This is a genomic window from Streptomyces sp. NPDC054047, from assembly GCF_055585065.1.
Window position 1 is genome coordinate 66,634 of sequence record NZ_JBVJKV010000008.1, and the last position, 19,194, is coordinate 85,827.

18 protein-coding genes are annotated in these 19,194 nt (G+C 71.0%); 14 read left to right on the forward strand and 4 right to left on the reverse strand.

Annotation, left to right across the window (positions count from 1 at the left end):
• The first annotated feature begins 118 nt into the window (after nt 1-118).
• From ACZ6ZP_RS26935 to ACZ6ZP_RS26955, 5 genes are all read left to right on the forward strand, one after another.
• On the forward strand, nt 119-1,750 hold the full coding sequence (locus ACZ6ZP_RS26935; RefSeq protein WP_351163406.1) for a peptide ABC transporter substrate-binding protein: 1,632 nt from the start codon (nt 119-121) through the stop codon (nt 1,748-1,750).
• 66 nt (nt 1,751-1,816) lie between these two features.
• The gene (locus ACZ6ZP_RS26940; protein WP_249587949.1) at nt 1,817-2,740 is read left to right on the forward strand and encodes an ABC transporter permease; all 924 of its coding nucleotides are present in this window, start codon (nt 1,817-1,819) and stop codon (nt 2,738-2,740) included.
• Nucleotides 2,733-3,701, forward strand: coding sequence for an ABC transporter permease (locus ACZ6ZP_RS26945; RefSeq protein WP_351163410.1), 969 nt, complete (start codon nt 2,733-2,735; stop codon nt 3,699-3,701). Before ACZ6ZP_RS26940 ends, ACZ6ZP_RS26945 begins: the two co-directional genes overlap by 8 nt.
• A gap of 6 nt (nt 3,702-3,707) precedes the next feature.
• A complete protein-coding gene (locus ACZ6ZP_RS26950; RefSeq protein ID WP_351163413.1) occupies nt 3,708-4,703 on the forward strand; it encodes an ABC transporter ATP-binding protein in 996 nt (331 codons plus the stop codon).
• Nucleotides 4,704-4,755: 52 nt separating this feature from the next.
• A complete protein-coding gene (locus ACZ6ZP_RS26955) occupies nt 4,756-5,829 on the forward strand; it encodes an ABC transporter ATP-binding protein (protein ID WP_351164012.1) in 1,074 nt (357 codons plus the stop codon).
• Nucleotides 5,830-5,992: 163 nt separating this feature from the next.
• On the opposite strand, the gene ACZ6ZP_RS26960 is transcribed toward ACZ6ZP_RS26955, so the two are convergent.
• Nucleotides 5,993-8,176, reverse strand: a complete 2,184-nt coding sequence (locus ACZ6ZP_RS26960; protein WP_469408715.1) for a S9 family peptidase — start codon at nt 8,174-8,176, stop codon at nt 5,993-5,995.
• 149 nt (nt 8,177-8,325) lie between these two features.
• Between ACZ6ZP_RS26960 and ACZ6ZP_RS26965 the strand changes: the two genes are divergently transcribed.
• The 8 genes from ACZ6ZP_RS26965 to ACZ6ZP_RS27000 all read left to right on the forward strand — a co-directional run bounded on the left by ACZ6ZP_RS26965 (nt 8,326) and on the right by ACZ6ZP_RS27000 (nt 16,033).
• A complete protein-coding gene (locus ACZ6ZP_RS26965) occupies nt 8,326-8,520 on the forward strand; it encodes a hypothetical protein (protein ID WP_160507048.1) in 195 nt (64 codons plus the stop codon).
• 74 nt (nt 8,521-8,594) lie between these two features.
• The gene (gene mshB, locus ACZ6ZP_RS26970; RefSeq protein ID WP_351163419.1) at nt 8,595-9,515 is read left to right on the forward strand and encodes an N-acetyl-1-D-myo-inositol-2-amino-2-deoxy-alpha-D-glucopyranoside deacetylase; all 921 of its coding nucleotides are present in this window, start codon (nt 8,595-8,597) and stop codon (nt 9,513-9,515) included.
• A 101-nt stretch (nt 9,516-9,616) separates the two neighbouring features.
• A complete protein-coding gene (locus tag ACZ6ZP_RS26975; protein WP_351164013.1) occupies nt 9,617-9,985 on the forward strand; it encodes a DUF6113 family protein in 369 nt (122 codons plus the stop codon).
• 142 nt (nt 9,986-10,127) lie between these two features.
• Nucleotides 10,128-12,344 carry a hypothetical protein gene (locus ACZ6ZP_RS26980; protein ID WP_469408717.1) on the forward strand — a complete coding sequence of 739 codons (2,217 nt, stop codon included), beginning with the start codon at nt 10,128-10,130 and terminating at the stop codon, nt 12,342-12,344.
• 143 nt (nt 12,345-12,487) lie between these two features.
• A complete protein-coding gene (locus ACZ6ZP_RS26985; RefSeq protein WP_361464436.1) occupies nt 12,488-13,429 on the forward strand; it encodes an ABC transporter ATP-binding protein in 942 nt (313 codons plus the stop codon).
• Nucleotides 13,423-14,157: an ABC transporter permease gene (locus ACZ6ZP_RS26990; protein WP_351163428.1), complete on the forward strand. Its 735-nt coding sequence runs from the start codon at nt 13,423-13,425 to the stop codon at nt 14,155-14,157. The genes ACZ6ZP_RS26985 and ACZ6ZP_RS26990 overlap by 7 nt, the downstream gene beginning before the upstream one ends.
• Nucleotides 14,124-15,407 carry a sensor histidine kinase gene (locus ACZ6ZP_RS26995; protein ID WP_383820669.1) on the forward strand — a complete coding sequence of 428 codons (1,284 nt, stop codon included), beginning with the start codon at nt 14,124-14,126 and terminating at the stop codon, nt 15,405-15,407. Before ACZ6ZP_RS26990 ends, ACZ6ZP_RS26995 begins: the two co-directional genes overlap by 34 nt.
• Complete coding sequence (locus tag ACZ6ZP_RS27000; protein WP_351163434.1) at nt 15,404-16,033, forward strand: response regulator transcription factor; 630 nt, start codon at nt 15,404-15,406, stop codon at nt 16,031-16,033. The genes ACZ6ZP_RS26995 and ACZ6ZP_RS27000 overlap by 4 nt, the downstream gene beginning before the upstream one ends.
• Nucleotides 16,034-16,051: 18 nt before the next feature.
• Here ACZ6ZP_RS27000 and ACZ6ZP_RS27005 read toward each other — a convergent pair whose 3' ends face one another.
• Both ACZ6ZP_RS27005 and ACZ6ZP_RS27010 read right to left on the reverse strand, forming a co-directional pair.
• Nucleotides 16,052-16,906, reverse strand: coding sequence for a transglutaminase family protein (locus ACZ6ZP_RS27005; protein WP_383820674.1), 855 nt, complete (start codon nt 16,904-16,906; stop codon nt 16,052-16,054).
• A 69-nt stretch (nt 16,907-16,975) separates the two neighbouring features.
• Nucleotides 16,976-17,494 (reverse strand): DUF2000 domain-containing protein, encoded by a 519-nt coding sequence (locus ACZ6ZP_RS27010; protein ID WP_366461420.1) that lies wholly within the window; start codon nt 17,492-17,494, stop codon nt 16,976-16,978.
• Between the two features lie 49 nt (nt 17,495-17,543).
• Between ACZ6ZP_RS27010 and ACZ6ZP_RS27015 the strand changes: the two genes are divergently transcribed.
• Entirely contained in the window at nt 17,544-18,350 is an 807-nt protein-coding gene (locus ACZ6ZP_RS27015; protein ID WP_351163442.1) for a helix-turn-helix transcriptional regulator, read from the forward strand.
• Here the strand turns inward: ACZ6ZP_RS27015 and ACZ6ZP_RS27020 are convergent.
• Nucleotides 18,343-19,179 (reverse strand): transglutaminase-like domain-containing protein, encoded by an 837-nt coding sequence (locus ACZ6ZP_RS27020; RefSeq protein ID WP_361464428.1) that lies wholly within the window; start codon nt 19,177-19,179, stop codon nt 18,343-18,345. The genes ACZ6ZP_RS27015 and ACZ6ZP_RS27020 overlap by 8 nt on opposite strands.
• Nucleotides 19,180-19,194: the final 15 nt, after the last annotated feature.

Genomic DNA, 19,194 nt, shown 5'->3' on the forward strand with positions numbered 1-19,194 from the left:
CATCCGGGGGTTTCCCCAGGCCTACTAGCCTCGGAAAGCCCCCATAAAGATGCGCAGCACCCTGCATTGGGGTGTATTTGGGCCTAAGTCTGACTCAGGCCTGAAAGGGAGGCTCTCCATGCGTGGAGCCACGCACGCCAAGTGGGCCGCATGTGCGGTGACCGTCGCCCTCGCGGCGACCGCCTGCGGTGGAGGCGGGGACAGCGGCGGTGGCGGCGACGGCTCCGGGATCGTGGGTTCCTCCTGGGGGGATCCGCAGAACCCGCTGGAGCCCGCCAACACCAATGAGGTGCAGGGCGGCAAGGTGCTCGACATGCTCTTCCGGGGTCTCATGCGCTACGACCCGAAGACCGGCGAGGCCAAGAACATGGTCGCCGAAAAGATCGACACCAAGGACTCGCAGAACTTCACCGTGAAGATCAAGGACGGCTGGAAGTTCAGCAACGGCGAGAAGGTCACCGCGAAGTCCTTCGTCGATGCTTGGAATTACGGCGCCCACCTGAAGAACAACCAGAAGAACGCCTACTTCTTCGGCTATATCGAGGGCTACGACAAGGTCCACCCGGAGAAGGGCGACGCCAGTGCCGAGACGCTCTCCGGGCTGAAGGTCGTCGACGACACCAGCTTCACCGTGAAGCTCACGCAGAAGTTCTCCACCTGGCCCAAGACCCTCGGCTACCCGGCCTTCGCGCCGCTGCCCAAGGCGTTCTACGACGACCACGACGCATGGCTCGCCAAGCCCGTCGGAAACGGTCCGTACACCGTGGACTCGTACGCCAAGGGATCCAAGATGTCCCTGCGGAAATGGGACGGCTACAGCGGGGACGACAAGGCGAAGAACGGCGGTGTGGACCTCAAGGTCTACACCGACAACAACACCGCCTACACGGACCTGATGGCGGGCAACCTCGACCTCGTCGACGACGTTCCCGCCTCGCAGCTCAAGAACGCCAAGAACGACCTGGGTGACCGCTACATCAACACCCCGGCGGGCATCATCCAGACCCTCGCTTTCCCCTTCTACGACAGCAAGTGGTCGAAGGACGGAATGGAGAAGGTCCGCCAGGGACTCTCGATGGCGATCAACCGTGAGCAGATCACCGAGACCATCTTCCAGAAGACCCGCACCCCGGCCACCGACTGGACATCGCCGGTGCTCGGCGAGGCCGGCGGCTACAAGTCCGGGCTCTGCGGCGACCCCTGCACGTACGACGCGGCCAAGGCGAAGAAGCTGATCGCGGACGGCGGCGGCATCCCCGGCGGCACGCTGAAGATCACGTACAACGCGGACACCGGCTCGCACAAGGAATGGGTCGACGCCGTCTGCAACTCCATCAACAAGGCCCTCGGGAACGACAAGTCCTGCGTCGGAAGTCCGGTCGGCACGTTCGCCGACTTCCGCAGCAAGGCCTCCCAGCAGAAGCTGGACGGCGCCTGGCGCGCGGGCTGGCAGATGGACTACCCGCTGATCCAGAACTTCCTCCAGCCGCTGTACTACACGGACGCCCCGTCCAACGACGGCAAATGGTCGAACGAGGAATTCGACAAGCTCGTCGACAAGGCCAACGCCGAGACCGACACCGGGAAGGCCGTCTCCACCTTCCAGGACGCCGAGAAGGTGCTCGCCGAGCAGATGGCGGTCATTCCGCTCTGGTACCAGAACGGCAGCGCCGGCTACTCGGACAAGGTCTCCGACGTGGCGCTGAACCAGTTCAGCGTGCCCGTCTACAACGAGATCAAGGTCAGCTGAGGCCCAGGGAGCGGTCGTCCGGCGAAACGTGCCGGACGACCGCTCCCATTACTTCCGGAGCCCTTCATGGGACGTTATGTGATCCGGCGTCTGCTGCAGATGATCCCGGTCTTCTTCGGCGCCACACTGCTGATCTTCCTGATGGTGAACGTGATGGGCGATCCCATCGCGGGCCTGTGCGGGGACCGAAAGTGCGACCCCGCGACGGCCGAACAGCTGAAGAAGGAGTTCGGCCTCGATAAGCCCGTGTGGCAGCAGTACGCGACCTACATGGGCAATGTCTTCACCGGTGACTTCGGTACCGCCTTCAACGGGCAGAAGGTCACCGAGCTGATGTCGACCGCCTTCCCGCTCACGATCCGCCTGACGCTCGTCGCGATCGTCTTCGAGATCGTCATCGGCATCTCGCTGGGTGTGGTGACCGGACTGCGACGCGGGCGTCCCATCGACACCGTCGTCCTGCTCCTGACGCTGGTCGTCATCGCGATCCCCACCTTCGTCACCGGCCTGCTGCTCCAGCTGCTGCTCGGCGTCGAATGGGGCGTGATGAAACCCTCCGTCTCCTCGGAGGCGCCCCTCAACGAACTCATCGTGCCCGGGCTCGTGCTCGCCTCGGTCTCCCTGGCGTACGTCACCCGGCTCACCCGGACCTCCATCGCCGAGAACCGCCGCGCCGACTACGTCCGCACGGCCATCGCGAAGGGGCTGCCCAGGCGCCGCGTCATCACCCGGCACCTGCTGCGCAACTCACTCATCCCGGTGGTCACCTTCATCGGCACGGACATCGGCGCCCTGATGGGCGGCGCCATCGTCACCGAGCGGATCTTCAACATCCACGGCGTCGGCTTCCAGCTCTATCAGGGAATCCTCCGCCAGAGCACCCAGACCGTCGTCGGCTTCGTGACCGTCCTCGTCCTGGTCTTCCTGGTGGCCAACCTGATCGTCGACCTTCTGTACGCCGTACTCGACCCGAGGATCCGCTATGCCTGAACCCCGAGAGCCAGACGGAGCCATCGCCCCGACCGGTGCGGGCGGCGCGATGGACCTCGCGGCGACCGAAGGGGCGACGCTGGAGAAGACGCCGGGCGGTCCCGCCGGCACGGGGCCCGCCCGCAGCCTGTGGTCCGACGCCTGGCGCGAGCTGCGCCGCAACCCGATCTTCATCATCTCGGGCCTCATCATCGTCTTCCTCGTCTTCATCTCGCTCTGGCCGTCCGCGATCGCCTCCGGCAACCCGCTCGACTGCGACCTCGCCAACGCCCAGAAGAGCTCCACCGCCGGCCACCCCTTCGGCTTCGACGGACAGGGCTGCGACGTCTACACGCGGACCGTGTACGGGGCCCGCGCCTCGGTCACCGTCGGCGTCTGCGCCACGCTCGGTGTCGCGATCCTGGGCAGCGTGCTCGGCGGGCTCGCGGGGTTCTTCGGCGGGTTCTGGGACGCGATCCTCTCCCGGATCACCGACGTCTTCTTCGCCATCCCCGTCGTGCTCGGCGGCCTGGTGCTCCTGTCGGTCGTCACCAGCAACACCGTCTGGCCGGTGATCGGCTTCATGGTCCTGCTCGGCTGGCCGCAGCTCTCCCGCATCGCCCGCGGCTCCGTCATCACCGCCAAGCAGAACGACTACGTCCAGGCGGCGCGGGCCCTGGGAGCGTCCAACTCGCGGATGCTGCTGCGGCACATCGCGCCGAACGCGGTCGCCCCGGTGATCGTGGTCGCCACCATCGCGCTGGGCACGTACATCGCCCTGGAGGCGACCCTCTCGTACCTCGGCGTGGGCCTGAAGCCGCCGACCGTGAGCTGGGGCATCGACATCTCGGCCGCCTCCCAGTACATCCGCAACGCCCCGCACATGCTGCTCTGGCCCGCCGGAGCGCTTGCGATCACCGTGCTCGCGTTCATCATGCTCGGCGACGCGGTGCGCGACGCCCTCGACCCCAAGCTGAGGTAGCCGCCCATGTTGCTCGAAGTGCGCGACCTGCACGTGGAGTTCAGGACCAGGGACGGCGTCGCCAAGGCCGTCAACGGCGTCAACTACACCGTCGACGAAGGCGAGACGCTCGCCGTGCTCGGCGAGTCCGGGTCCGGCAAGTCCGTGACCGCGCAGGCCATCATGGGCATCCTCGACATGCCGCCCGGCAAGATCACCGGCGGCGAGATCCTCTTCCAGGGCCAGGACCTCCTGAAGCTCAAGGCGGAGGAGCGGCGCAAGACGCGCGGCGCCGGCATGGCGATGATCTTCCAGGACGCCCTGTCGTCGCTGAACCCGGTGGTCAGCGTCGGCCAGCAGCTCGGCGAGATGTACGTCGTCCACCGGGGGATGTCCCGCAAGGACGCCAGGGTCAAGGCGATCGAGCTGATGGACCGGGTGCGCATCCCGGCCGCGAAGGAACGGGTCGGGCAGTATCCGCACCAGTTCAGCGGCGGCATGCGCCAGCGCATCATGATCGCCATGGCGATGGCGCTCGAACCCTCGCTGATCATCGCCGACGAACCGACCACGGCCCTGGACGTGACCGTCCAGGCCCAGGTGATGGAGCTCCTCGCCGAGCTCCAGCGCGAGCTGAACATGGGCCTGATCCTCATCACCCACGACCTGGGTGTGGTGGCGGACGTCGCCGACAACATCGCCGTCATGTACGCGGGCCGCATCGTCGAGAAGGCTCCCGTCCACGAGATCTACAAGGCCCCCGCGCACCCGTACACGCGCGGCCTCCTGGAGTCGATTCCCCGGCTCGACCAGAAGGGCCAGGAGCTCTACGCGATCAAGGGCCTGCCGCCGAACCTCATGCACATCCCGCCGGGCTGCGCCTTCAACCCCCGCTGCCCCATGGCCCAGGACGTCTGCAGGACCGACGTGCCGCCGCTCTACGAGGTGGCGTACGAGGGTCTGGCCGCCGACCGCCGGAGCGCCTGCCACTTCTGGAAGGAGACGCTCGATGCCGCACGGTGAGCACGTCAGCAAGAAGCAGCTGGAGGAGGAGGGCGAGACCGCGCGGCAGCTGATGCACAAGGCGCGGGCCGAGAGCGAGTTCGCCGCGCACGGCTCGGCGTCGGGCCGTGAGCCGATCCTCCAGGTGCGGGGTCTGGTCAAGCACTACCCGCTCACCCAGGGCATCGTCATCCGCAAGCAGATCGGCGCGGTCAAGGCCGTCGACGGCGTCGACTTCGACCTCGGCCGGGGCGAGACGCTCGGCATCGTGGGGGAGTCCGGCTGCGGCAAGTCGACGGTCGCGAAGATGCTGGTGAACCTGGAGCGGCCGACGGCGGGCGAGATCCGCTACAAGGGCGAGGACATCACCAAGCTGTCGGGGCGCGCCCTGAAGGCGGTGCGCCGCAACATCCAGATGGTCTTCCAGGACCCGTACACGTCGCTGAATCCGCGCATGACGGTCGGCGACATCATCGGGGAGCCGTACGAGATCCATCCGGAGGTCGCGCCCAAGGGCTCGCGGCGGCGGAAGGTGCAGGAACTGCTCGACGTGGTCGGCCTGAACCCCGAGTACATCCACCGCTATCCGCACCAGTTCTCGGGCGGCCAGCGCCAGCGGATCGGGATCGCGCGGGGGTTGGCGCTGCGCCCCGAGATCATCGTGGCGGACGAGCCGGTCTCGGCGCTCGACGTCTCGGTCCAGGCGCAGGTGGTGAACCTCCTGGACCAGCTCCAGAACGACTTCGACCTGTCGTACGTGTTCATCGCGCACGACCTGTCGATCGTGCGGCACATCTCCGACCGGGTGGGCGTGATGTACCTGGGCCGGATCGTGGAGATCGGCTCGGACGAGGAGATCTACGAGCACCCGACGCATCCGTACACGCAGGCGCTGCTGTCGGCCGTGCCGGTGCCCGATCCCGAGGCGCGCGAGCACCGGGAGCGGATCATCCTGAGCGGAGACGTGCCGTCCCCGGCGAACCCGCCGTCGGGCTGCCGCTTCCGCACGCGGTGCTGGAAGGCGCAGGAGCGGTGCGCTCTGGAGGTCCCCGCGCTGGCCGTTCCGGCGGAGTTCCGCCACGCCGAGGGGCCCGCGGCCCACGACTCGGCCTGCCACTTCGCGGAGGAGAAGCAGGTGGTCCCGTAGGGGCGGGGCTGGGGAACGAACCCCGTTCGGGCCTTAACACGTGGGCAATCGCAGCGTCGCGTCAGCGATATACGCACCCGGCAGGCTGAGCCGCGTACGGCCGTGCGGGTGCCGTAGATCGGCCGGGGCATGCCATGTCGCCCCGGCCGATCGCCGTGCCCCCCTAGGGCCGGGAGAGGCCCAGCGAGCGCTTCAGGAAGTCGACCTGGAGCAGCAGGAGGTTCTCCGCCACCTGCTCCTGCGGGGTCATGTGCGTCACCCCGGACAGCGGAAGCACCTCGTGCGGCCGCCCCGCGGCCAGCAGCGCCGACGAGAGGCGCAACGCGTGCGCCACCACCACGTTGTCGTCCGCGAGACCGTGCACGATCATCAGCGGCCGGTGCGGCTCCTCCGGCGTCACCAGCCCCTCCTCGGTGACGAGGGAGCTCAGGGCGTACGGCGCGGGGTCCTTTGCGGGGTTGCCCAGGTACCGCTCCGTGTAGTGCGTGTCGTACAGCTGCCAGTCCGTCACCGGCGCCCCCGCCACCCCCGCGTGGAACACGTCGGGGCGGCGCAGGACCGCGAGCCCCGCGAGGTAACCGCCGTAGGACCAGCCCCGGATGGCGACCCGGTCCAGGTCCAGGGGGTGCGAGGCGGCCAGTCCCCGCAACGCGTCCACCTGGTCGTCCAGGGTCAGGGTGAAGTCGCGCCGGATCTCCTTCTCCCAGGCGGGGGAGCGGCCCGGAGTGCCCCGGCCGTCCGCGACGATCACCGCGAAGCCCTGATCGGCGAACCACTGGGAGGTGAGGTAGGGATTGTGGGCCGCGAGGACCCGCTGGCCGTGCGGGCCGCCGTACGGATCGAGGAGCACCGGCAGGGGGCCGGAGCCCTCCTGGTAATCCGTGGGGAGCAGGACGGCGCACGGGATCTTGCGTGCGCCCCCCTCGGTGAGAGTCACGCGCGGCGTGAGCCCCGGATGCTGCGCGTACGAGGCGACGGTCGCCACTTGCTTGCCGTCACGCAGTACCTGGACGCGGGAGCCCGGCTGGTCGAGGGTGGCCGACACGAGGACCGTGAGGCCGCCCGCGCGGACCGCCGAGTGCACCCCGGGCTCCAGCGAGACACGCTCCACGCCCAGTTCGTTGACCCGGTAGACGTGCACCTCGCCGGTCTCCGGGACGGCCGCGGCCTCGCCCGCCGATGCCGAGATCAGCACGTCGTCGTCGGCCACGTCGAGCACCGCGCGGACGTGCAACTGCGGTCCCGTCAGGGGGCGTTCACCCACCGCCAGGACGCGCGCGCCGCCCTCGTCCACGATCCGCACGAGGCGGCCGCTGGGCGACCAGGAGGGGGCGCCGGGGAAGAGTTCGAGCCACTGCGGGTCCTCCTCCGCGTGCACCATGCGGGTCGAGCCGTCGTTCGGGTCCACCGCCAGGTAGAGCTGGCTGAGCTGGTCCCGGGACTGGACGAGGAGCAGCGGCGCCCCGGCCGACGACCAGTGCACACGGGCCAGGTACGGGTAGCGGGCGCGGTCCCACATCACCTCGGTGCGCGCGCCGTCCAGGGTCACGACGAAGAGGCGTACGTCCGCGTTGGCCGTGCCCGCCGCCGGGTAGGCGACCCGCGTGGGCTCGGTCTCCGGGTGCGCGGGATCGGCGATCCACCAGCGCCGCACGGGGGCGTCGTCGGCGCGTGCGACCAGGAGGCGGTCCGAATCGGGCGACCACCAAAAGCCCCTCGAACGCCCCATCTCCTCGGCCGCGATGAACTCCGCGAGGCCGTACGTCACGGTCGCCTTCTCGGCGGAGTCGGGCTCCGGCGCCACCAGCGCCCGGTCACCCGCACCGTCGGCGCCCGTGACCCGCAGGGCGCCCCCGGCGACGTACGCGATGTGGCGGCCGTCGGGCGAGGGGCGCGGGTCGATCACCGGGGCGGGGGCGGGCAGTTCGCGGGCCGTGCCCACGCGCAGCTCGGCCGCGAAGAGCCGGCCGGAGAGGGTGAAGGCGGCGAGTTCCACCGCCGCGTCCGTCGCGTAGCCCACGATGCCCGCGCCGCCCTCGCGGCTGCGCTCGCGGCGGGCACGCTCCTCGGCCGAGAGCCGCTCGACCGCGCCCTTCAACAGGGCCTGAGGATCGGCCGCGACGCGCTCGACCGCGCCGTCCTCCAGGTCCAGGACCCAGAGTTGGTTCGCCCGGTCGGTGCCGGACGACGAGCGCAGGAAGGCGACGCGGGACCCGTCCGGCGCCACCGTGAACGCGCGGGGCGCACCGAGGGTGAACCGCTGCGTGCGGGCGTGCAGTCGAGGGAAGGAGAGCCGCTGCGCCTGGCTCTCGGCGGGCCCCGCGGTCGCGGGCAACTCGATGGTCATTCCCTGAGCCTAGGGGGCATGCGCCCCCTTGTGCTGCGATGCTCCGAGTCATGCGGACCCACGGATAGTTATGATCCGTAGCGCTTAGTGGGTATGTACCTGCTGGCGTCCGCACTGGTGCAGGGTCTGGGACTTGGAGGTGAGCCGCCGTGGCACTCTCGATTTCGGCGGTGGTGCTGCTGGCGATCATTGTCTTCTTGCTGGTCAAGAAGTCAGGATTGAAGACGGGCCACATGATCGTCTGTGTGTTGCTCGGCTTCTATCTGGCGAGCTCCTCCATCGCCCCGACGATCAACGAGCTGACGACGAACGTGGCGGGGATGATCGGCGACATCAAGTTCTGATCTATTTCTGATCCATTTTCGAGCCGGGCACATCACGTTCTGATCACTGTGCGGGGTGCTCGTAGGGTGGTCCCATGACGGAACTGCCCGCCCGGCGTCTGCTGCTCGTGCACGCGCACCCCGACGACGAGTCGATCAACAATGGCGCGACGATGGCCAAGTACGTGGCCGACGGCGCCCATGTCACGTTGGTGACCTGCACGCTGGGCGAGGAGGGCGAGGTCATCCCGCCCGAGCTCGCCCACCTCGCGCCCGACCGCGAGGACGCGCTCGGGCCGCAGCGGATCGGCGAGCTGGCCGCCGCCATGAAGGAGCTGGGGGTCACCGACCACCGGTTCCTCGGCGGCACCGGCCGCTACCGCGACTCCGGGATGATGGGCATCGAGCAGAACGACCGGCCGGGCGCGTTCTGGTCCGCCGATCTCGACGCCGCCGCCGCGCACCTCGTCGAGGTGATCCGCGAGGTGCGGCCCCAGGTGCTCGTGACGTACGACCCGAACGGCGGATACGGCCACCCCGATCACATCCAGGCCCACCGGGTCGCGATGCGTGCCGCGGACCTCGCGGCCGAGGGCGCCTTCCGGGCGGATCTTGGCGAACCGCACACCATTGCCAAGATCTACTGGAACCGCGCGCCGCGCTCCGTCGTCGAAGAGCGGTTCCGGTGGATGGAGGGTGCCTTGCGGCACTCGCCGTTCACGACCCCCGGCGTGGTCGCGGACGTGCCCGGTGTGACCGAGGACGAACGGATCACGGCGGAGATCGACGGGACCGCCTTCGCGCGGGCGAAGGCGGCGGCGATGCGCGCGCACGCCACGCAGATCGAGGTACAGGGTCCGCTCTTCGTCCTGTCGAACGGGCTCGCGCAGCCGATCTTTGATGTGGAGTACTACGAGTTGGTGCGAGGAGAGGCCGGTGCGGTGGACGGCGGGCGAGAGACGGATCTGTTCGCGGGGCTCGAAGACGCGGGCCTCGAAGGGGTGACGAAGCTGTGAGCACTCGTTCGCGTGCGACCTCGGCGTCGCCTTCCGGACCGCGTGGTTCCGCCTCCGGTTCCGCCGCCGCACCGCCGGGCGGCAGCGCACTCGCCCAGCCGCTGAATCCCGGCCGCATCGGTTCCTACGCCGGTCTCTTCGTGCTGGGCGCCGTCGTCGGGACGGCCGGTGCGCTCGTCCAAGGGGGCTGGTTCCCGGGCGGGTTGCTGCTCGCGCTCCTCGGGGCCGCCGGGCTCTTCTACGGAGGGGCGCGGGCGATCGGCACCAGAGCGGGGGCGGTGGCGCCGGCGGCGGGCTGGCTCGTCGCCGTCATGCTGCTCACGGCCAGCCGGCCCGAGGGAGACTTCCTCTTCGGCGCGGGACTCGGGTCGTACGCCTTCCTGCTGGGCGGAATGGCGGTCGCTGTGATGTGTGCCACCCTCGGTCAGCGGCCGCAACCAGGCGGGCCCGCCGCCCGACTTGGCAAGTGACGTACCACTTCAGCCCGTGCACCGCACGGGTTTGACGGCGGTCACAGGATGAGTGCCGACGGCGGCCAGTATGGTGGTGCGCGCCGCCGAGCCGCCCGAGTGAGGTCGAGACGGGCGGCGGAGCCAACCGGGAGAACCTGCCTTGAGTCGTGAAACTGACAGTTCGTCCTCCGGGCCCCAGGGGCGCGGTGGAGCCGCTTACCCCTCGGGGACGCCGCCGTACGGCTCCCCCGCACAGGGCGCCGCTTCGGACGGCGCCGCGGAGGGCGCGCAGCGGCAGGCCGCCGACGAGCGGCCCGACGAGCCCAAGACCGAGACCACGCTGACCACGCGCATCCGGATCAACATCCCCGGGTCGCGGCCCATCCCACCGGTCGTCATGCGCACGCCCGTCACGGACAGCGACGCGGGTGCCTCGCGTCCGCTGGGCGCGGCCCCCGGCCGGGCGGCGGACGCGGCCGACGCCGGGGACACCGCGGGGCGTCCGGGGTCCACGAACGGTGCCGGAGGGCCCGCTTCCGCCGGGATGTCCGGCGCGGGCTCCACGCCTGCCGGACCTTCCGCTTCCGGTCCTTCGTCGCCCTCCGCTCCGGCGGAGGAGAAGACGAGCGACTGGTTCGCGCCGCGCAAGAGCGGTGCGGGCCCGAGCGGGAACGGTTCGGCCGGACCCACCGGTTCGGCCGCGTCCGGTTCGAACGGTTCATCCGGTTCATCTGGTCCGTCCGGTCCGTCCGGTCAGGGAGCGGGCGGTTCCGGTACGGGCTCCTTCGACGTGTCCGGCGCCGTGGCATCGGGCCCGCTCGGCACGGGCGCGCCGCAGGGCGGCGACCCGCAGCGCGGGGACCTGCCGTACTTCTCCGGAGGCGGCGCCGGTGACGGCGGCCGCGGCCCCTCGGGCCCGACCGGCGGCCCGGTGACCGGCGACGGTCCGATGTCGCCGGGCTCCGGCGACCCGTCCCACCCGGCGAACCAGGCCAACCCGGCAGGCCGGGCGAACCCGATGGCACCGCCGAACTCGGGCGGTCCGGGCAATCCCGGCAACCGCCCCAACCCGGGCAGCCGCCCCAACCCGGCCAACCCCGCGGCCCGTTCGGGCGCGGGCGCCGGTGCGCCCGCCATGGGCGACGACACCGCTATCCTCACGCCGCAGAAGGCGGGCCCCCTTCAGGGCCCGGGCGGCGGTCCGGTGCACGGCGGCCCCGGTTCCATCCCCGGCGGCCCGAGCGCGCCCTCGCCCGGGACCAACGTCTCCGGCGACACCCTGACCAGTGGCATCCCCGTCGTACCGCCCGCCCAGAACTCGCCGTTCGCCGCGGGCCCGCACACCGACGGACCCGTGCCGCACACCCCGCCCAAGCTGCCCGAGCCGGTGCAGCCGAACGTGCCCGTCGCCGCGTCCCCGCCCAAGAAGAAGGGGCGCAACAAGCTCGTTCTCGTGGGCGTTCTGGTCGTCGTCGTGGCCTGCGGTGCCTACGGCGCCGGTCTCTTGATGAACCATGCGGACGTGCCGAAGGGCACCACCGTGCTCGGCGTCGACATCGGCGGCGGCACGCGCGACGAGGCCGTCAAGAAGCTCGACGGGGCGATCGGCGAGCGCGTCGCCAAGCCTCTGAAGCTGTCGGTCGACGGCGAAGCGGTCACGCTCAAGCCGGACCAGGCGGGCCTGACCCTGGACAGCCAGGCCACCGTCCGCGAGGCGGCGGGCAGCGACTACAACCCCGTGTCGGTGATCGGGTCGCTCTTCGGCGGCGAGCGTGTCGCCGAGCCGGTCATGCCCGTGGACGAGGAGAAGCTGGCGGCCGCCCTGGAGCGCGCCGCGGGCGGCTCGGGCTCGGCCAAGGAGGGCTCGGTCAAGTTCGTGCCCGGCAAGGCCGTCCCCGTGTACGGCAAGGAGGGCAAGGGTATCGACGTCGACGCGTCGGTGACCGCCGTCTCCGAGGGCTACAAGAAGCAGGTCGAGACCGGCAGCGCCGGCACCGTCGACGTACCCGTCACGACCCGCAAGCCGACCGTCGCGAACGCCGAGGTCGACAAGTTCATGACGCGCTTCGCGAAGCCCGCCATGTCCGCCAACGTCACGATCAAGGCGGGCAACGCCTCGATCCCGTTCGGCCCCTCGAAGTCGCTGCCGAAGATCCTGGAGACCAAGGTCCTCGACAACGGCACGCTGCAGGCGCACTACAACCTCGCGGAGCTCAAGAAGCTGTACGGCAACGTCTTCGACGGCATCCTGATCCAGCGCGGCAACGGCGACAAGACGCCGGTCCAGCCGACGGACGTGGCCCAGGCCATGAACAAGGCGCTGCTCGGCAAGACGCCGGCGGAGCGGATCGGCGTCATCGAGACCAACGCCAGCTGATTCCCGCACGCACTCGGAGGCCGGACGGCTCACGGAAGTGAACCGTCCGGCCTTCCGCACGACCTCCGGCATGACATCTGTCATCCCGGACCCGGCACACACGACACTGCCGCCGTCGGCCGCCCCTGGCGACGATGGATCACATGACGACGACCGCAGCACCGCCCGTCACCGCGGTGAGCTTCGACCAGGTGACCAAGAGCTTCGGGGACGTCCGCGCCGTGGACTCCCTCACGCTCGATCTCCACCCCGGGGAGACCGTCGCCCTCCTCGGGCCGAACGGCGCGGGCAAGTCCACCACGCTCGACCTCCTGCTCGGCCTGCGGAACGCGGACAGCGGGACCGTGCGCGTCTTCGGCACGAGTCCGCGTGAGGCGATCACCGCGGGCCGGGTCGGCGCGATGCTGCAGAGCGGCGGCCTGATGGAGGACGTCACCGTCCGCGAGCTGGTGCGGCTCGCCTGCGATCTGCACCCCAGGCCGTACCGCGTGAACGACGTACTGGCCGCCGCGGGCATCACCCAGCTCGCCGCCCGCAAGGTCAACAAGCTCTCCGGCGGTCAGGAGCAGCGCGTGCGGTTCGCACTCGCGACCGCCGGCGCGAACGACCTGATCGTCCTGGACGAGCCGACCACCGGCATGGACGTCACCGTGCGCCAGGCCTTCTGGGCCACCATGCGCGAGCAGGCCGACCAGGGCCGCTCGGTCCTCTTCGCCACGCACTACCTGGAAGAGGCCGACGCGATCGCGGACCGGGTCCTGGTCCTGCACCGCGGCCGAATCCTCGCGGACGGCACGGCCGCCGAGATCAAGGCGGAGGCCGGGGCGCGGAAGGTCTCCTTCGACCTGCCGGAGCTGGACGCCGCGCTCGCGGAGAAGCTCGGCGCCCTGCCCTTCCTCACCGCCGTGGACGTCTCCGGGCACACCGTACGGCTCCAGTCGACGGACGCCGACGCCACCGTGCACGCGCTGTACGGGCTCGGCCTTTACCCCCGCAACCTCGAAGTCGCGGGACTCGGCCTGGAGCAGGCCTTCGTGGCGATCACCGAGGCCGAGGAGGCCAAGAAGGAGGCCGGGACATGCTGATCAAGCTGGAGATCGTCCGCGCCCTGCGCAACAAGAAGTTCCTGTTCTTCTCGGTGATCTATCCCTCGATGCTCTTCCTGATCATCGCGGGCGGCCGGAGCGGCACGGAGATGGTCGGCGACACCGGACTCGCGCTCCCCGCCTTCTTCATGGTGTCGATGGCGTCGTTCGGCGCCCTCACCGCCGTCCTCATGGGCAACAGCGAGCGCATCGCCAAGGAGCGCGAGAGCGGCTGGGTGCGCCAGCTGCGCCTGACCAGCCTGCCGGGACGCGGCTATGTGATCGCCAAGACGGCGAGCGCCGCCGTGGTCAGCCTGCCGTCGATCGTCGTGGTGTTCGTGGTCGCCGCGGCCGTCAAGGACGTACGCCTGGAGGCCTGGCAGTGGCTGGCGCTGACCGGCGCGATCTGGGCGGGCAGCCTCTGCTTCGCCGCGCTCGGTGTGGCCATCGGCTATCTCGCGACCGGTGACGCGGTCCGCCCCATCACGATGATCGTGTACTTCGGGCTCTCCGTGCTCGGCGGCCTGTGGATGCCCACGGCCACCTTCCCGCAGTGGCTGAGTGACATCGCGACCTGGCTGCCGACCCATGCGTACGCTGCCCTCGGACAGGCCATCGAACTGGGCGACGCCCCGCACGCCAAGGACATCGCGCTCCTCGTCGGGTACTTCGTCCTCTTCGCGGGCGGCGCGGCATGGCTGTACCGGAAGGACACATCGAAGGCGTGAAGGACACCGACGGTTGCACCGAGCGGGGCCACCCCCTGCACAGCTTCGGCCGTCCGGTGGCGGACCGCCGCCAGCTCCTGACCAAGGCGCTGTGGATCGGCATCTGGCTGGTCTTCATGGCCAGTCCGGTGGAGGACCTGCTGGGGACGGACCGTGGCGGGGCGGCCACGGTGCTCGGCTGGCTGGGCCTTGCGGCCTTCGTGGCCTGCTATCTGGCCCTGGTCTTCCGCTACACCTCCCAGGTGTTCGACTGGCGTGCGGTGCACGTGTCGTTCGGCACGCTGCTCGTGCTGGCCGTCGTCCTGTCGTTCGCCTTCGGCACGGCCTGGCTGGGGCTCTTCGTGTACGTGGCGGTGTCCGCGGGGGCCGTGCTGCCGATGCGGCACGCGATGTGGGTCATCCCGGCCGTCACCGGCGTGATGATCGCGGTCGGCCTGCGCACCGACAGCGTCAAGGACCTGCTCGGCAGCCTCGCCGTGCTGACCCTCCTGGTCGGCTTCGCGATGACCGGCGTACGCGAGCTGGTCCGTACGACGATCGAGCTGCGCCAGGCACGGGCCACCGTCGCCCAACTGGCCGCCAACGAGGAGCGGCTGCGGCTCGCCCGCGATCTGCACGACCTCCTCGGCCACTCGCTCTCCCTGATCACCCTGAAGAGCGAGCTGGCCGGGCGGATGCTCCCGGACCACCCCGACAAGGCCGCGCGGCAGGTGGCCGACATCGAGCAGGTCAGCCGCCAGGCCCTGGTGGACGTGCGCGAGGCGGTCTCCGGCTACCGCAGGCGCACCCTGGCCGGCGAGCTCGCGGGCGCCCGCACGGCGCTGACCGCCGCCGGTGTCGAGGCCGACGTACCGCTTCAGGCGCCCGCCGTGCTGCCCGCCGAGCAGGGGGAGACGGCGCTGGCCTGGGCGCTGCGCGAGGCGGTGACGAACGTCGTGCGGCACAGCGGTGCGCGCCGCTGCACGGTGGCGTTCACGTCGCGGCACACCCTGGACGGCCCTGTGGTCGAGTTGTCGGTGGAGGACGACGGCAGGGGTGGCTCCGGCACGGCCCAGGGCAACGGCCTGGCGGGTCTGACCGAGCGCGTGGAGGCGGTGGGCGGCGTCCTCGACGTGGGGCCCGGCGACCGCAAGGGCTTCAGGCTCACGGTCCGGGTGCCGCTGGGTGAGGGCGACGGCACGGGCCAGAGCGGCGCCGACGAGGGCGGCGGCTCCGCTTCGGGATCTTCGGCTCTAGGATCCTCCGCATGAGGACGAACAGTGCGGGCCCCGCCGTCAGGGTGCTCCTCGCCGAGGACCAGTCGATGGTCCGCGAGGCGCTCGCGGCGCTGCTCGGCCTGGAGCCGGACATCGAGGTGGTCGCCCAGGTGGCCCGCGGCGACGAGGTCCTGGCGGCGGCGCGCGAACACGCGGTGGACGTGGCGCTGCTCGACATCGAGATGCCCGGCAGCACGGGCATCGAGGCGGCGGCCGAACTCAGCGCCGCGCTCCCGGAGTTGAAGATCGTGGTACTCACCACCTTCGGCCGCCCCGGCTATCTGCGCAGCGCCATGGAGGCGGGCGCCGACGCCTTCCTCGTCAAGGACGCGCCCGCGGCGCAGCTCGCCGCCGCGGTCCGCAAGGTCCTCGCGGGGGAGCGGGTCATCGACCCCACGCTCGCGGCCGCGGCGCTCGCCGGGGGCGCGAACCCGCTGACCGACCGCGAGCGCGAGGTCCTGCGCGCGGCGGCCGACGGCGCCACCAACGCCGAACTCGCCACGGCTCTGCACCTCTCCCCGGGCACGGTCCGCAACTACCTCTCGACGGCGATCCAGAAGCTGGCCGTGCGCAACCGCGCCGAGGCGGTCAAGGTCGCCCGGGACAAGGGCTGGCTCTGAACCGCCCGTCCTGATGGGTCAGTTCAGCATCGCCCGCGCCCCGTGCGCCTCCTGGCGCAGCCGCACCGCCGTCGCCTCGTCGGTGGCGGCCAGGGCATCGGCGTACGTCTCGATCTCCAGGGCGCCGGTGAGGAAGTCACCACGCTGGACGAGGAGTTGGGCCCGGTCGTAGTGCAGCCGGTCGGAGTGCGACGGCAGCAGCAGGGAGAGCTCCACCGCCCAGAGCGCGACGTCCGAGCGCTCGGGGCGGGCCGCGGCCCACGCGCGGATGTTGTTGAGGACGCGCAGCACGATGTCGAGGGGCCCGGCGGGGCTCAGCATCGACGGCGCGAGCGGCGCGCCGGTGGCGCCCGCCACCATCAACTCCGCGTCCGTGTACGACAGCAGGTGCCCGCCCGCGAAGGGATTGGCGAGCACCTGCTCGTCGCGGGTGCCGAAGCCGACCACGAAGTGACCGGGCAGGGCCACCCCGTGGACGGGCACGCCCGCGCGGCGTGCCACCTCGATCCACACCACCGACAGCAGGATGGGCAGGCCCCTGCGTCTGCGCAGCACCTCGTGCAGGAGCACGGACCGGAGGTGCTGGTAGTCGCCGGGCCTGCCCTTGAACCCGTAGCGCGTGCCGAGCAGTTCGGCCAGCGCGAGCGCCCAGGACCGGGGGCCGCCGGTCTGGTCGGGCAGCCGCTCGGTCAGCTCGTCGGTCAGCTGGTCGGCAAGGCGGTCGAGGATGCGCCGCGCCGCACGCATGCCCGCTTCGTCGAGATCCGGGTCCGCCTCCGCGCCGATCAGCAGGCACAGCTGCGCGAGATCGGGCCGCGCCGACCGTGCCTGATCGGCGAAGAGGCGTCGCCGCTCCAGGGATTGGGGGTGCATAGGTGCTTCGTGCCCTGCCGGGCCGATCGATAGCGCTCCGATCTCACCCCGCCGTGCCGCCCGCGTCGGTCAAGGGTGCATCCGGGCCCCTTTGAGGACCTTGTCGACGGCGTTGCGCGGACCGTGGACGGCGATCCCCACCAGGTCGAGCTGATCACCGGGCACGGCCCGCACCGCCGCCCGGTTGTCCCGGTCGTTGCCGGTGGCGAACAGGTCCGAGGTGAAGACCGCCCTCGGCAGCGAACGGGACAGGACGCGGCCGTGCGCGGCGGTCAGCGTCTCCTTCGACCCCTCGAAGACCAGGACGGGCTGGCGGAACATCGGCAGGTAGGGGGTGGCGTCGGCGTCCTCGTACGGCTCGCCGATCACCTCGGGCGCCGCCGTGCCGAGCCCGCTGACCAGGAACGCCGTCACGTTGAGGCGCTGCCAGGTCTCCAGGTCGTCACGGAGCAGGACGGCGATCTTCGTGTCGAAGCGGACGGGCGCCTCGCCCGTGACGCCCGCGGTCCGCGTCTCACCCGTGCTGCCCGGCCTCTGCGCCCCGGCGGCCGCGGTCTCGGCGGTCTGTGTCTCAGCGGTGGTTCTCATGCCTCAAGACTGCCGAGCCGTCCGACGCCGCGTCTTGTACGTTTCTTGCATGGTGGCCCGGCAGGAGATATCCGCATGGCGCCCGCCGGTCGCGGGTGTGGTGGAGGTCTTCCACGCCCATTTCACCGAGCACGCCTATCCGATGCACGTCCACGACGCGTGGACGCTGCTGATCGTGGACGACGGAGCCGTCCGCTACGACCTGGACCGCCACGAGCACGGCACCCCGGGCGACACCGTCTCGCTGCTCCCGCCGCAGGTCCCGCACAACGGCTCGCCCGCCACCCCCGACGGCTTCCGCAAGCGCGTGCTCTACCTGGACATGACGCAGCTGGACGCCGGCTTCATCGGCCCCGCGGTGGACGGCCCCGACCTGGTCGACCCCGTCCTGCGCAAGCGCGTGGGCCAGCTGCACGCGGCCCTCGCGCGCCGGGGCGACGAGCTGGAGGCCGAGAGCCGCCTTGCGCTGATCAGCGAGCGGCTGCGCGGCCACCTGCGCCCCAGGCTCACCACCGGCATCCCCGACACCCCCGGCCGGGGCGTCGCCCACGACCTCCGCGACCTTCTCGACGCGCGGCTGCTCGACGGCGTGAGCCTGGACGAGGCCGCACGCCTGGTCCACGCCCACCCCAGCCACCTCGTGCGCGCCTTCAGCGGGGCCTTCGGCATCGCGCCGCACCAGTACCTGATGTCCCGCCGCGTCGACCGCGCCCGCCGTCTCCTGCTGGCCGGTCAGCGGCCGGGGGAGGTGGCGATCGCCGCCGGTTTCTACGACCAGTCGCACCTCACCCGGCACTTCAAGCGGGTGGTGGGCATCGCTCCGGGGCGCTACGCCCGCACGGGAGCGGTCAGTTGAGCATGGCCCGCGCGGCCCGTGCCTGGTCCCGCACGCGGTCCGCCGTGGTCGGCTCCACCGTCGTCACCACGTCGGCGTAGGTCTCCAGCTCCGCCGCGCCCGCGAGGAAGTCGCCGCGCTGGACGAGGAGTTGGGCCCGTTCGTAGCGCAGTCGCGCCGGATGCGACGGCAGCAGCAGGGAGAGCTCGACCGCCCAGAGGGCGACGTCCGAGCGTTCGGGGCGGGCCGCGGCCCACGCGCGGATGTTGTTGAGGATGCGCAGCACGATGTTGAGCGGATCGGCGGGCGTCAGCATCGAGGAGGACACCGTGCCGCCCGAGGAACCGGCCACCAGCAGCTCCGCGTCCTCGCCCGTCAAAAGCCGCCCACCGGCGAACGGATCGGTCAGCACCTGCTCGTCACGGGCGCCGAAGCCGACCACGAAGTGACCGGGCAGCGCGACGCCGTAGACGGGCGCGCCCGCCCGGCGTGCCACCTCGATCCACACCACCGAGAGCAGGATCGGAAGCCCGCGGCGGCGCTGGAGCACCTCGTGCAGGAGGGAGGACTCCAGCCGCTGGTAGTCGGTTGGCGTCCCCATGAACCCGCACCGCGCGCCCAGGAGTTCGGCGAGCGCCGCCGCCCACTCCCGGGCCCCGCCGGGGCGGTAGGGCAGCAGCCCGGCGAGCCGGTCGAGCTCGATCTGTGCCGCGTCGATCCCGTCGTCACCGAGTTCGGGGTCCGCCTCCGCGCTCAGCAGGAGGCACAGCAGGGACAGGTCGGGCCGCTCGGACCTGGCCTCCTCAGCGAACCGCCGCCGGGACGCGGCAGTCCTTGACTCCTCGTGCATGCGTGCCTCGTGCCT

What these genes read in the sequence shown, in the direction of transcription:
- ACZ6ZP_RS26935 (WP_351163406.1), top strand. Translation starts at nt 119, where the DNA reads ATGCGTGGAGCCACGCACGCCAAGTGGGCCGCATGTGCGGTGACCGTC.
- ACZ6ZP_RS26940 (WP_249587949.1), top strand. Translation starts at nt 1,817, where the DNA reads ATGGGACGTTATGTGATCCGGCGTCTGCTGCAGATGATCCCGGTCTTC.
- ACZ6ZP_RS26945 (WP_351163410.1), top strand. Translation starts at nt 2,733, where the DNA reads ATGCCTGAACCCCGAGAGCCAGACGGAGCCATCGCCCCGACCGGTGCG.
- ACZ6ZP_RS26950 (WP_351163413.1), top strand. Translation starts at nt 3,708, where the DNA reads ATGTTGCTCGAAGTGCGCGACCTGCACGTGGAGTTCAGGACCAGGGAC.
- ACZ6ZP_RS26955 (WP_351164012.1), top strand. Translation starts at nt 4,756, where the DNA reads ATGCACAAGGCGCGGGCCGAGAGCGAGTTCGCCGCGCACGGCTCGGCG.
- ACZ6ZP_RS26960 (WP_469408715.1), bottom strand. Translation starts at nt 8,176, where the DNA reads ATGACCATCGAGTTGCCCGCGACCGCGGGGCCCGCCGAGAGCCAGGCG.
- mshB (WP_351163419.1), top strand. Translation starts at nt 8,595, where the DNA reads ATGACGGAACTGCCCGCCCGGCGTCTGCTGCTCGTGCACGCGCACCCC.
- ACZ6ZP_RS26985 (WP_361464436.1), top strand. Translation starts at nt 12,488, where the DNA reads ATGACGACGACCGCAGCACCGCCCGTCACCGCGGTGAGCTTCGACCAG.
- ACZ6ZP_RS26990 (WP_351163428.1), top strand. Translation starts at nt 13,423, where the DNA reads ATGCTGATCAAGCTGGAGATCGTCCGCGCCCTGCGCAACAAGAAGTTC.
- ACZ6ZP_RS26995 (WP_383820669.1), top strand. Translation starts at nt 14,124, where the DNA reads ATGGCTGTACCGGAAGGACACATCGAAGGCGTGAAGGACACCGACGGT.
- ACZ6ZP_RS27000 (WP_351163434.1), top strand. Translation starts at nt 15,404, where the DNA reads ATGAGGACGAACAGTGCGGGCCCCGCCGTCAGGGTGCTCCTCGCCGAG.
- ACZ6ZP_RS27005 (WP_383820674.1), bottom strand. Translation starts at nt 16,906, where the DNA reads ATGCACCCCCAATCCCTGGAGCGGCGACGCCTCTTCGCCGATCAGGCA.
- ACZ6ZP_RS27010 (WP_366461420.1), bottom strand. Translation starts at nt 17,494, where the DNA reads ATGAGAACCACCGCTGAGACACAGACCGCCGAGACCGCGGCCGCCGGG.
- ACZ6ZP_RS27015 (WP_351163442.1), top strand. Translation starts at nt 17,544, where the DNA reads ATGGTGGCCCGGCAGGAGATATCCGCATGGCGCCCGCCGGTCGCGGGT.
- ACZ6ZP_RS27020 (WP_361464428.1), bottom strand. Translation starts at nt 19,179, where the DNA reads ATGCACGAGGAGTCAAGGACTGCCGCGTCCCGGCGGCGGTTCGCTGAG.